This is a genomic window from Pseudoalteromonas issachenkonii (genome assembly GCF_002310795.1).
Taxonomy (GTDB): domain Bacteria; phylum Pseudomonadota; class Gammaproteobacteria; order Enterobacterales; family Alteromonadaceae; genus Pseudoalteromonas; species Pseudoalteromonas tetraodonis.
This window is the reverse complement of record NZ_CP011030.1, coordinates 769,791-782,889: the sequence shown is the minus strand read 5'-3', so window position 1 is coordinate 782,889 and position 13,099 is coordinate 769,791. Positions and strand designations below refer to the sequence as shown.

At 39.9% G+C, this 13,099-nt stretch carries 11 protein-coding genes; 5 read left to right on the top strand and 6 right to left on the bottom strand.

Going from position 1 to position 13,099, the window contains the following annotated elements; all coding sequences use genetic code 11:
• The first annotated feature begins 68 nt into the window (after positions 1-68).
• Positions 69-980: a recombination-associated protein RdgC gene (gene rdgC / locus PISS_RS03605; RefSeq protein ID WP_008111993.1), complete on the top strand. Its 912-nt coding sequence runs from the start codon at positions 69-71 to the stop codon at positions 978-980.
• Between the two features lie 232 nt (positions 981-1,212).
• Here the strand turns inward: rdgC and PISS_RS03600 are convergent, their stop codons facing one another.
• Positions 1,213-2,052, bottom strand: a complete 840-nt coding sequence (locus PISS_RS03600; RefSeq protein ID WP_013464223.1) for an HDOD domain-containing protein — start codon at positions 2,050-2,052, stop codon at positions 1,213-1,215.
• Between the two features lie 281 nt (positions 2,053-2,333).
• Between PISS_RS03600 and PISS_RS03595 the strand changes: the two genes are divergently transcribed.
• The gene (locus PISS_RS03595) at positions 2,334-4,034 is read left to right on the top strand and encodes a dipeptidyl-peptidase 3 family protein (protein WP_058154251.1); all 1,701 of its coding nucleotides are present in this window, start codon (positions 2,334-2,336) and stop codon (positions 4,032-4,034) included.
• Between the two features lie 71 nt (positions 4,035-4,105).
• Here the strand turns inward: PISS_RS03595 and PISS_RS03590 are convergent, their stop codons facing one another.
• Both PISS_RS03590 and PISS_RS03585 read right to left on the bottom strand, forming a co-directional pair.
• Positions 4,106-4,636, bottom strand: coding sequence for a protein tyrosine phosphatase family protein (locus tag PISS_RS03590; protein ID WP_058154250.1), 531 nt, complete (start codon positions 4,634-4,636; stop codon positions 4,106-4,108).
• Positions 4,637-4,668: 32 nt separating this feature from the next.
• Entirely contained in the window at positions 4,669-5,067 is a 399-nt protein-coding gene (locus tag PISS_RS03585) for an HIT domain-containing protein (protein WP_013464220.1), read from the bottom strand.
• A gap of 107 nt (positions 5,068-5,174) precedes the next feature.
• Here PISS_RS03585 and PISS_RS03580 point away from each other — a divergent pair, with 107 nt between their 5' ends.
• Both PISS_RS03580 and PISS_RS03575 read left to right on the top strand, forming a co-directional pair.
• On the top strand, positions 5,175-7,400 hold the full coding sequence (locus PISS_RS03580) for a S9 family peptidase (protein WP_058154249.1): 2,226 nt from the start codon (positions 5,175-5,177) through the stop codon (positions 7,398-7,400).
• A 273-nt stretch (positions 7,401-7,673) separates the two neighbouring features.
• On the top strand, positions 7,674-9,311 hold the full coding sequence (locus tag PISS_RS03575; protein ID WP_058154248.1) for a methyl-accepting chemotaxis protein: 1,638 nt from the start codon (positions 7,674-7,676) through the stop codon (positions 9,309-9,311).
• An 80-nt stretch (positions 9,312-9,391) separates the two neighbouring features.
• Here the strand turns inward: PISS_RS03575 and PISS_RS03570 are convergent, their stop codons facing one another.
• The 3 genes from PISS_RS03570 to PISS_RS18875 form a co-directional block, all read right to left on the bottom strand.
• The gene (locus tag PISS_RS03570; RefSeq protein ID WP_058154247.1) at positions 9,392-10,927 is read right to left on the bottom strand and encodes a M17 family metallopeptidase; all 1,536 of its coding nucleotides are present in this window, start codon (positions 10,925-10,927) and stop codon (positions 9,392-9,394) included.
• Between the two features lie 110 nt (positions 10,928-11,037).
• Positions 11,038-12,093, bottom strand: coding sequence for a DNA polymerase IV (dinB, locus tag PISS_RS03565; RefSeq protein WP_058154246.1), 1,056 nt, complete (start codon positions 12,091-12,093; stop codon positions 11,038-11,040).
• 72 nt (positions 12,094-12,165) lie between these two features.
• A complete protein-coding gene (locus PISS_RS18875; protein ID WP_013464196.1) occupies positions 12,166-12,342 on the bottom strand; it encodes a hypothetical protein in 177 nt (58 codons plus the stop codon).
• 316 nt (positions 12,343-12,658) lie between these two features.
• Between PISS_RS18875 and PISS_RS03560 the strand changes: the two genes are divergently transcribed.
• Positions 12,659-13,090: an acyl-CoA thioesterase gene (locus tag PISS_RS03560; RefSeq protein WP_028834338.1), complete on the top strand. Its 432-nt coding sequence runs from the start codon at positions 12,659-12,661 to the stop codon at positions 13,088-13,090.
• The last annotated feature ends 9 nt before the right edge of the window (positions 13,091-13,099 follow it).

Genomic DNA, 13,099 nt, shown 5'->3' with positions numbered 1-13,099 from the left:
ATCAGCCGTTTCTAGAAGCGGCTTTTATTGCTATGATTGCACAAATTTTTTAAATGGATCATTCCCCTATGTGGTTTAGTAACCTTATATGCTATCGCTTTAAACAAGACGTTTCATACACACAAGAAGACTTTGATAAGGCATTAGAGCAAGATCTATTTCGTCCTTGTACTGGCCAAGAGTTGGCAACATTTGGTTGGACAAAAGCATTTGGTAAACATGGTGAAACTCTTTCTCATTTCTCACAAAAAAGTATTTTAGTGTGCGCTAAACGTGAAGAAAAAGTATTACCAGCCTCGGTAATAAATGAGCTGGTAGCAGAAAAAGTTGATCAGATTGAAGCCGAAGAAAATCGCCCAGTAAAGAAAAAAGAAAAAGATGAACTAAAAGAAAACATCTTACACACCTTATTGCCACAAGCATTTAAAAAATCGAGCTTGCAGTTTGCTTTTATAGACCAAGAAAATGGGTGGGTGGTAGTTAATAGTGCAAGCTTTAATAAAGCAGAGGAACTACTTGCTCTATTACGTAAATCATTAGGGACATTACCCGTTGTTCCTGCGTTTGCTAATTATGATTTAGACGTATTTTTAACTGACTGGCTTACTAACTTTAGTACTCCAGAAGGCTTTGCAATTGGATCAGACGCTGAACTTGAAGAAGCTGATGACAGTGGTGCTCAGGTAAAACTCAAAGGCCATGACCTATCGTGTGACGAAGTGAAGTCGCACCTTGAAAGTGGTAAGCGCGTTACTAAGCTTGCCCTTGATTGGCAAGAGCGCGTTAAATTTATGCTACAAAACGATGGCTCAATTAAACGTTTAAGCTATTCAGAAACACTTAAAGAAGAAAATGCCGATATTCCTAAAGAAGATATGGCGGTTAAACTAGATGCTGATTTTATTCTTGCATCTGAAGAAATTAAGCAATTGCTAGAAGAGCTTACACAGGGCTTAGGTGATGCTGACGATTTAGCGTAAAAGCTTTATTAAATAGTATTAAAAATAAAAGCACGATATTAATCGTGCTTTTTATTGTTCAAAAACAAGTTATACCAATTGCATTAAATTAGTGATCTATTATAGCGACAAAGAAATAAGTCGATAACAAGGCAAAAATTATGATACATAGTTGTTCTATATAAATAATTTTTAACGCAGGTAGCGGATTATTTAATACGCTAGAATAATCATGTTTTTAATAAAATTGGTATTAACTAAACATTTCTTTTACGTCTTCAACCATATGCAAATACTCTTCACTCTCTAACATTTCTAATGAAGGAAATATGCCTTTATCAATATACGTTTGCAGCGCTGCTGACTTATCAGATACTTGTAAGGTTCCCTCAAGGATTGCACCAACACGAATAAAGTCGATATAACTCACCTCAGCAGTACGATGATTCACATCTGCCCAGTGCTGCGCGACCTCAACAAACACATCAGGAAATTCCCATGCTTTCATGATTGAACCACCAATTTTACCACTTAAACGTTGAATCGCATGGGCTAAAAAGCTGGGGCTTGCAAACACTTCAGGGTGACGCTCTGCTTCAGTTAAAATGGGTAACACCCCAATATTATAAACTAATGAAGCTAATGTAATGGCATCGCGATTTAGCGATGTATGGGTATTTCTTTTTAAGTAAAACTCCATTAATGAAATAGAGTGCGAGGCCACATGCAGCGTTTTATGCCACGCCTTTCCCATGTAGCCTTTTATTAACTCGTTGTTAGATACAAATAACTGCTCCATCGCCATGGCTGTGGCAATATTTTTTATTTGCCTAAGCCCAATACGTGTTACGGCTTGGTGCAAGTTAGACACCTTTACAGCTCGGCCCATAATTGCACTATTTGCGACTTTGATCATCCGCGCCGACAATGCAGGATCATGTGCTATCACATCTGACATTTGCATCAAATTAACATCGGGGTTATCTGCGGCTTGGCGAACCTTAATCGCTACCTCAGGTAACGTAGGCAACACCAGTGTGTCGTTGTTAATTCTGTCAACTAAAATAGTGAGTAAGGCATTTTCTGTAGACATAAAATATTCCTTTGCTTAATGACCTACACTTTACAGCAAGTCTTATATTATTAATTATTTCAAAGCTTAGTAGTATTAAACATATACCTAAAATAGAAAGAATTGTAGATAATTATTGATTATTTACCAGCGGCCCCCCATTAGTGCACTCTAACGTCTAATACTTGCTATTTGCTAGTATGTTTTGCTTTAATGCAAGCATGCTAAGGCACACTAATACTCATTCAGTACCTTAACTTACAGTATACAAGTTATAAAATAGACTTTTTAAAGGCAATATAATGATCTTAAATAAAATTAGCCAAGCAATACTGCTCTCTGGCATCGTTTTTCTTAGTGCCTGTTCTGAGCAAGCACCGTCTTCAAACAATACGCCGCAAAGCTCAGCGCCAACGGCTTCTCAAGCGCCTTCAGGGCCAACACTCGTTAATATTGACCGTCAACGCTTAGACATATACACAGACTTTAGCTTACAAAGCGATTTGTCACACTTATCTGAGAACCAAAAAGCCATGGTTGCCAAGCTTATTGATGCTTCAAAAATTATGGACGATTTATTTTGGAAACAAGCATTTGGTGAAGATAAACAAAGCTTTTTAGCACAATTAGATGATGAAAAAGTACGTCAGTTTGCTGATATTAACTACGGCCCATGGGATCGCTTAAATGGCGATGAAGTATTTTTATCTGGCTATAAAGAAAAGCCGCTTGGGGCAGGTTTTTATCCGGCCGACATCACCAAAGAAGAGCTTAATAACGCTGATGTAAAAGATAAAACAGGGCTTTACTCACTTATTAAACGCGATGAACTAGGTAATTTATACAGCACGCCTTATTCAGAAGAATATGCCGTAGAACTTGCCCAAGCAGCTAAGTTACTTAGAGACGCTAGCAAATTAGCTGACGACAAAGAATTTGCCAACTACCTAAACTTACGAGCTGACGCAATACAAAGCGATGATTTCCAAGCCTCTGACTTTGCTTGGATGGATATGAAAAATAATCCTATCGATGTTGTTATTGGCCCAATTGAAAACTACGAAGACCAATTATTTGGTTACCGTGCTGCCTATGAATCGTATGTACTAATTAAAGATTTAAAATGGAGCGAACGCCTGGCTAAATTTGCTGCCTTTTTACCTGAGCTGCAAAAAGGCTTACCTGTTGATAGCAAGTACAAGCAAGAAGTACCTGGCTCAGATGCTGACTTAAATGCCTACGATGTTGTTTATTATGCTGGGCACTCAAATGCCGGCAGTAAAACTATTGCAATTAACTTACCAAATGATGAGCAAGTACAGCTAGAAAAAGGCACACGTCGCTTACAGCTTAAAAATGCAATGCGAGCGAAGTTTGATAAAATTTTAGTCCCTATCGCAGAGCAGTTAATTGTGCCAGAGCAACGTAAACACATTACCTTTGATGCATTTTTTGCTAACACTATGTTCCATGAAGTAGCTCACGGTTTAGGAATTAAAAATACTATTACCGGCAAAGGTACCGTTCGCCAATCTCTACAAGAGCATGCTAGCGCCTTGGAAGAAGGTAAAGCAGATATTCTTGGTCTGTACATGGTTGAACAGTTACTTAAAAAAGGGGAAATCACTGAAGGGACGTTAGAAGATTACTACACCACCTTTATGGCGGGTATTTTCCGCTCTGTGCGTTTCGGTGCTTCAAGTGCACATGGTAAAGCAAACATGATCCGCTTTAACTTTTTTGCTCAAGAAGGTGCCTTCTCTAAAAATGAAGACGGCTTGTATAGAATCAACATGGATAAAATGGGCGACGCTATGGCTAAATTATCGCGCCTTATTTTAACTCTGCAAGGTGACGGTGATTACGAAAAAGTTGATCAACTGATTGCAACTCATGGCGATATTAAAGCGGAACTAGCTAAAGATTTAGAAAAGTTAAGCAAAGCGAACATCCCTGTAGATGTAACCTTCAAACAAGGCAAAGATGTGCTTGGCCTTAATTAATATGCGCTAAATTAGTTCACATAAAAAAAAGCGTTACACTGTAACGCTTTTTTTATTACTTATCAGTCTAATTATTTATCACTCATCACTTTACGAACAACCGGCTCAAGGCTTGCCATTCCCCACTGCTTACCGGTTTCAATCGCAGACTCTATATCTGCACCTTGTTGATGGGCTGAAATAGCCATTAGCGCACCAACACGATTACTGCTCGCACAATGAACAACCACTGACTCACCTTTAAGTTCTTCTAAAAGGCTAGCTAATCGTTTTGCATTGTCGATGTTTACATCTTGTGCACCTGCAATAGGAATTGCGTGATAGCTCATTCCTAAAGAATTGACTAATGCCCCTTCATCCCAGTCTTGCTCATCTGCTGCACGTAAATTAATAACGTGCTTCACCTTAGCTTGCGATAGTTGCTTAAACTGCTCATCAGTCGGTTGCGCTGCTGAAAAAACTAAGTTGTTATGTGCTGCAAAGTTTTTAATATTAGCGTTATTTACCACATCTACAGCTACTGGCTGCTCGCCCGCTATCACTGCTGACACTGCAATGGCTGCAATAAATACACTTGTACAGAGTTGTTTGATTAATTTCATACTATCCCCTCAAAGTAACTCATTTTGATTTTTTAAAAATGCGCTTTTAATTGCTCTATCTGCTCATTAGTATAAGGCACACTCGGAAACTTGCCCCATACCGGCGCAGGCCACGCAATATCTGTTTTAAAACGCGCGATATGATGAATATGTAGTTGTGGCACCATATTACCCAATGCGGCTACATTTAACTTATCAGGATTAAACACCTCCATTAACAAATGACTGAGTTTCGCTGACTCGTGTAAATAAGTAATTTGTTGCTGCTCGGTTAAATCAATAATCTCTTTTAAGCCCGCTATTCTGGGGACCAATACAAACCAAGGATATTGGCTGTCGTTTAATAGTAACACCTTACAAAGTGGCCAATCAGCCAGTTCAATACAATCTCTTTTCAGTTCAGGTGCTAAGGTAAATGATGTTTTGCTCATGTTAAAGTCCTTAGATTATTTTACCGCACACTTTATAGCATTTAGTTGCAGTTGCACACGCTTGTGCTTTACCATCGAGATAATTTTATGTAAGTAAAGGCAATCCTGTGTTAAAAAAACTAAAACACCTCTCACTGGCAATTCCCCTACTCGCGGGCGCATTAAGCGCAGAAGCTGAGCCGCTAACGCTTGAGCGTATATTTGATGATCCGAGCTTAGCAGGCAAATCTCCGGTACAACTTAAGTTTTCGCCTGATGGTAGCCGGGTTACCTACTTACAAGGTAAAACCGATGACTATAACCGCTACGATTTATGGGAATATAATTTAAAAGATAATACCAACCGGTTGTTAGTTGATTCGGCGCAGTTATTTTCAGGCCCAGAAAATCTCTCCGATGAAGAAAAAGCACGCCGCGAACGCCAACGTATTTTTGGAAAAGGTATCCTTGAATATAAATGGTCAAAAGATGGGAAAGCACTGTTATTCCCTCTTAATGGCGATCTTTATTTCTATGACTTAGATGCTAAAAATAGTAAAAAGCTGACTAACACAGACGCATTTGAAACCGATGCGCGTTTTTCTCCAAAAGGAAATTTCGTATCCTTTATCCGAGAGCAAAACCTATATGCACTAGAGCTGGCTTCAGGTAAAGAAATTCAGTTAAGTAAAGATGGCGGTGGCGTAATTAAAAACGGCATGGCCGAATTTGTGGCGCAAGAAGAAATGAGCCGTATGACCGGTTATTGGTGGGCAAATGATGAATCTAAAATCGCCTTTACTCGCGTTGATGAAAGCCCTGTTCAAGAAGCGATTCGTAACGAAATTTATGCTGATGAAGTAAAACTATTTAACCAGCGTTATCCATTTACTGGCACCAATAATGTTGACATTCAACTTGGGGTGGTAAAGCTTAATGATCAAGCAGTTGACTGGATTGACTTAGGCGACGATAAAGATATTTATATTGCCCGCGCTAAGTGGCTAAACGACAGCAATACGCTCTCTTATCAATGGCAAAACCGCTCGCAACATAACTTAGAACTACGTTTTTACAACACTAAAACAAAACAGCAAACCGTTGCTTTAACTGAAAAAAGTGATACCTGGATCAACTTGCATTTTGACCTTGAATTTTTAAAAGATAAAAAGCATTTTGTATGGGCCTCAGAGCGAGATGGATTTAAGCACCTTTATTTATATCGTAATAACGGCCAACTTATCCGCCAGATTACCGCAGGTGATTGGGTCGTAGATAGCCTAAAAGGGATAGATGAAAAAAATGGCGTTGTTTACTTTGCTGCACGTAAAGATACCCCGCTAGAGAGCCATTTATACAGTGCGCCTTTATTTAAAAAAGGGGCTATGAAGCGCATTACTGAAAAAGGCCAATACCATAATGTCGTTCTAGCGAAAGATAATAAAACTTTCATTGATAATAGCTCATCGGTTAATAAGCCAAATTCAGCTGCACTGCGCAAAATTAATGGTGAGTTTATTACGTGGCTTGAAGAGAATAAGCTTGATGACTCTCACCCACTTACCCCGTATCTAACTGATTTAGCCCAGCCCGAATACGGAACAATTACCGCTGAAGACGGCCAAATTATGCATTACCGTTTATTTAAACCAGCAAATATGGCTAAGGGTAAAAAGCATCCGGTTATTGTCAACGTTTACGGTGGTCCTCATGCTCAGCGAGTAACCAATAGCTGGCGCAGTAAAAATTTATATTTTCAATACATGGCGCAACAAGGTTATGTAATTTTTCAACTTGATAACCGAGGCTCTTACAATCGCGGTAAAAAGTTTGAAGATGCAATTTATAAGCACTTCGGCGTTGTAGAAGTGGCGGATCAAATCAAAGGCGTTGAGTTTTTACGTACTCTTGATTACGTAGACCCTGCTCGCATTGGTATTTATGGCCACAGCTACGGTGGTTATATGGCGCTGATGACTATGTTTAAAGCAGGCGATTACTTTAGCGCGGGTGTATCTGGTGCTCCGGTTACCGACTGGGCTCTATACGACACCCATTACACCGAGCGCTATTTGGGTCACCCAGATACTAATGCCCAAGGCTATATCGACAGTGCTGTGTTCCCATACGCTGAAGGCTTAAAAGGCCCATTAATGATTTACCATGGCATGGCCGATGACAACGTATTATTTACCCATGCCACTAAATTGTTTAAACAGCTGCAAGATAACAATCAACAGTTTGAAATGATGACTTACCCGGGCTCAAAACATAGCCTTCGCGGTAAACAAGTTCAAACTCATTTACATCAAACTATTACAAACTTCTTTAACCGTAATTTTAATACAAAGTAACTAAAACCGGGTTAATTATTCGACTAAAGGCTGATATAAGTATCAGCCTTTTTTTATGCAGATAAGCTATATTGAAACGTCAACAAACAATAATTAAATTCATTATAAGCACCCGTTAAATAAAAGTTCGGCCTATCCTTTTTATTGTATTTACGCAAACTAGTTAACAAAGAGAGTATTAAAAATACAATATAAGGAAAATAAAACCGTATTAGCCTATATTTTAACTATGCTTATTTAAGAGAAATAATGCTCTAATACGGGAACATGCATATGCCAAACCTCCGTCGTTTTACTATATTTCAACGTTTAGCCATTTTAGTAGGGATTGTAATTTTTGGTTTAATTGTATTGAGTATTTCGGGTTTAAGTAATCAATATAAATCGCTTAAAAATGAGCAATATCTAAAAACTAAAAATGTGGTGGAAACTGCTTATAGCATCATTACACACTACGCAGCGCTTGAACAAAGTCAAACACTCACTCGTGCACAAGCACAATCTCAAGCGATGGCCTCAATACGCTCATTGCGTTACGATGATACTAACTATTTTTGGATCAACAATTATCAGCCAGCCATGGTAATGCACCCAATTAAACCAGCCCTTGAAGGGAAAGATTTAACGAATAATAAAGACCCTGATGGCACCCCTTTGTTTGTTGAAATGGTTGATGTTGTTAAAAAATCCGGCGAAGGCTATGTGCCTTACAAGTGGCCAAAACCCGGCAGCGACAAACCCGTAGATAAAATTGCGTATGTAAAAGGCTTTAATCAATGGCAATGGATCATCGGCTCGGGCGTTTACCTTGATACCATAGACAACACCTTTTCGCAGCAACGTACTATTATCGTTATCAATGTAATGATTATGATCGTCGTTGTCGTACTTTTTAGCTACTTTATTGGTCGCAGTATTTTAACGCCGACTCGTTTAGCAGCAGAAATGATGAAAGATATATCTCAAGGTGAGGGGGATTTAACCCGTACTCTCAACGAAAATGGCAATGATGAAATATCTCAGCTGTCGCGGTCATTTAACTTATTTGTATCCAAAATTAGGGAGTCTTTGGTGCTGGTTGCCAAAAGCGCAAACGATGTAAACGAGCATGCCCATGCTGTAGATGATTCTAGCAAAACCAGCCAGTCGTTTATTGAGCTTCAAAACGACAGTAGCACCCAAGTAGCCGCGGCAATGGAGCAAATGACTCATCAAATTCATGATGTTAGCCGTAATGCCGAAGCTGCTGAGCAAGCCGCAAATGATGCTGCTAGTAATGCATCAACGGGTAAAAATGTAGTGTCGAAAACCATTACCGCCATTGAAACCCTCTCTAGTAATATAGAAACCGTGAGCAAAGTGACCGCCGACCTTGCTCAAGAGAGTAATAATATTGGCTCGGTACTTGATGTTATTAGAAGCATTGCTGAACAAACCAATCTGTTAGCGCTAAACGCAGCTATTGAAGCTGCAAGAGCAGGTGAACATGGAAGAGGCTTTGCAGTTGTAGCCGACGAAGTAAGAACACTTGCCAGCCGGACAGGTAAAAGCACTGATGAGATTCAAGCTATGATAGCTAAGCTGCAAGAAGGGGCTAAAGCTGCAGTTGAAGCGGTAAAATCTAGCCAAGAGATTTCTATTTCTACGGTTGAACAAGCCTCTTCAGCTAATGCATCACTTGATGAAATAGACAGGCTGGTATCGGTGATCACCGATATGAACGGCCAAATTGCTCGCGCCACAGAGCAGCAAACATCAGCCGCAGACGAGGTGAATTTAAGAATTAACGATTTATCACAATCTACAGAGCAATCTTTGGGTAACACCAAAGATTTAACTCGCGCTAGCGACAAACTCAAACAAAGCAGTGTTGAGTTATCAAGCGTGGTATCGCGCTTTAAGCTTAGTTAACCTTAACTCCGGATAATAAATATCTTCCACCAATTAAAAAGCCCTGATTTTCAGGGCTTTTTAGGATTATTTATAGGGAGTTATAAACAATAGCGGGCAAATAAACTGCTTACTGACGCTGCAGTTGGTTTACCATGTTGCCAGTCGCCGCCTTCAACGCCACTACCAGCAATATCCATATGTACATAAGGAAGTGGTAAAGTAGATTCACTGCCATGCTTATCTAATCCACCTACCACAGCTAAAAATGCCATAGGGAATTGATGGCCGCGCGCTGTGACAGCAGAAGCTGCATTATTACTAGAAAGCACATCGTCAGCTAAAGTGCGTGGTTTTATAAAATCATAATCTTCACGGCGTGAACGCGACACTTCAGCACCGTCAGCCCATAAATCACCACAATCGGCTAATTGGCGTGAAATATTAGCACTACGCGCGGGCCCATTCTCAACATATGCGCCATAAGGCCCCATAGCGCGCGCAGCGTGCCCTGTTAAGGTTGCCACTGTAAACAACGTTGGATTTATTTCGTTTTTAGCTAAATCTTTCATTTCACTAAGTAAATCCCCCATAGCTAAACGCCCTTCGGCATCGGTATTACCAATACGTACTCGCACACCTTCACGGCTAGTAATTATTTCATCAGGGACAAAACAATCTGAACCAATAGAGTTGCGTACAACCGCTAAAAAGGCAATCACTTTAACCCCTTTAGGCTGATAATCGGCTACTGCTTTCATAAATCCAGCAACCGAGGCCGCACCGCCTTTATCGCGGCTCATGCCCGCCATAAAACCACCGACTTTTAAATCTGCACCGCCCGTGTCATAGACTAAACCTTTACCAACAAACATCAGTGTTCGGGTTACTTCGCCCTCAGGCACGTATTCAAGTTTAACAACGCGTGGATGATGACGCTCTACCGCATACGATGCGCGAGCAACGGTACTTAGCATGGGGTAATGCTTATCAATGGCAGCTAAATCATCAATCACATCAACGCTCACCGCACTGTTTTCAAATAACTCAGTACAATAATCAGCAAAACGTGGGGGGGCCATGCGTTCAGGCTCGGTGCCACATAAATCACGTGCGGCATATTGCCCCGCAGCTAACGCATTGACTGCTTTGATTGTTTGCTCATTGGCATCAATTAAGCCTATTTGAGTAATAGGTTCAATACCTTGACCATGAAACTCACGCGCTTCTAGGGGTTGCCATAATGCTTGGCATGCGCCTAAGTAAGCCACTTCAAGAGCATATTGATAACGGCTATCCGTATTTAAAGCGGGTAAATAAATAGCAGGGTTAACACTACCTGATGCTTTTGCCTCATTAATGGCTAATTTGGCTGCATCAAAATAACGACGAACGTCGTCATAATCTCTGTTTAAAGGGCCTGTTGGCACTAACACGACACGTTTACCGGCAATCACTAACAAGGTGACTTGATTGCCTATGCGAGAGTCTACTTGGGCTTGGTCTAAAATTGCATCACGCAGTGGCGTATTTGGTAAATGAGAAAAGTCGTTGCTGATAATAATAAGTGCATCATGCGATGTACAATCTAGGCTTGCACTTACCGGCTTAGCCAGTACTGCTTTTGGATATGCCATAAAAAAGGATCCTGTTAGAAAACGTAGTCCCTATTATTATTTATTTAGCAATTTATAACCAGTGTACTGCGATAACCTACTTACTTACTGGCAACTTGGAGTTACGCGTTTTACACATCTAAAATACTAAGCTGTAAATTATGCTCTGGTTGATTTTTAATACCCACGCCAATTCCTAATAAGCGCACCGGTTGTTGTAATCCACGTTGATAGGCTTTGGCGAGTAACTCTTTAAAAATAGCCGTGTTTAATTGATACGCAGCTTGATCTGCTGAGGTCACTACAAAATTAGCAAATTTAACTTTAACACTTAATTTATTAATTTTATGTTGTAGTTGCTGTTTATTTAATCGAACCACGAGTTCATCTAACAGTTGCGGTAATTGTTCAAGGCATTCATCTAGGCTGTTTTTATTGTATTCATAAGTATGTTCCACACTCAATGACTTGCGTACTCGCTCGGTGGAAACGCGCCCTATATGCTCCCCCATGCACTTTTGATATAACGACACACCAAAATTGCCCACATGCTGTTGCATCCAATTAGCCCCTTTTTCGCGCACATCTTGCCCCGTGTATAACCCTTTTAAATTAAGCTTTTCTAGAGTTACTTTACCCACCCCTGGAATTTTACCTAATGGCAATTGGGCTAAAAACGAGTCAACCTGCTCAGGCAATACTACAAATTGGCCATTGGGCTTATTTTCATCACTAGCAATTTTGGCTATAAATTTAATTGGGGCAATACCTGCAGATGCAGTCAGTCCTGTGGTATTAAAAATATCGGTACGAATTTGCTTAGCAATTAACGTTGCACTACCTTTAAAAGCAGTACTATGGCTCACATCTAAATATGCTTCATCAAGCGAAAGAGGTTCTACAAGATCAGTATAGCGGTTAAAAATGGCGCGGATCTGTGTTGATACTTGTTTATAAACAGCCATTCTGCCAGGCACAATAACTAAGTCAGGGCAAAGCTGTTTGGCATGATAGTTAGACATAGCAGAGCGCACCCCATACTCTCTAGCAATATAGTTAGCGGTAGAGAGCACTCCACGGCGACTATTTCCGCCAATTGCCAGCGGTACGCTTGCAAGCTTAGGATTGTCGCGCATTTCTACGGCCGCATAAAAGCAGTCCATATCTATATGAATAAACTTTTTCATCACACAATAACAACTGTTTATTTATACAGCCATTATTGTGGAATCACTTTTAATTAGCAAGCATGTTATTGCTTAAAAAGAGCGTTTACTTTTCTTTGGCTTATTAAAACAATACATCCAAAATAAAATTTCTAAAGAAAAGCCTAATAAAATCAAAACAATTGCCCCAGCCTCATTACCCATAGCGTAACAAGTAAACGACGCTATAAAAACGGTGCATGCCAATAACCAATTAATTATATTCTGCATAGTTATCTCCTTGTGTGTTAATAGTTACTATAGCCATGAATTTAAAGAGGTACAATTTTTACTCAAGGGTTTTTATTTAGCACTGTTGTTTTTTTAAGGTTAAGGTTTGTTCAATCTGAGGCAGTTTACTCACGGCGCGAGGTTTATAGCCTAATTGTTTAAATAAAAAAGGCGCAAAGCTTCCATGTCTTGCTTACGTCCCTTATTTACATCCATGAGGGCAATACAGAGTAGCTCTACCCCTAGTTATAATTCCCTTGAGCTCATCCGACCATATTGCTAATCTAAATGCTTTAAAACTAAGAGCAATAAATACATGGAAACGTTTAAACAACAACACCCTATTCATACCGATATCACTGTGGCATGGGGCGATATGGATGCCCTACAGCATGTTAATAACTGTGTTTACCTGCGTTATTTTGAAATAGCCAGAATCGATTTTTTAAATAAATTAAATTTATTTGATACCATCAACTCAAAAGCCACGGGGCCTGTGATCAGTGAAAATAATATTCGCTATAAGCGTCCCGTTACCTTTCCCGACACATTGAGCGTAGGTATTACCATTAGTGATATTAAATCTGACCGATTTGTAATGAACTACAGTGTGTTTAGTCATGCGCAAAACGCGATAACAACCACCGGCATGTCAAAAGTGGTGATGTTTGACTTTAAAACAGGCCAAAAAGCCACGATCACTGAGCCATTGTTATCGGCTTTAAAAGCAAACTCTCAAACCGAATAATTAGGATTA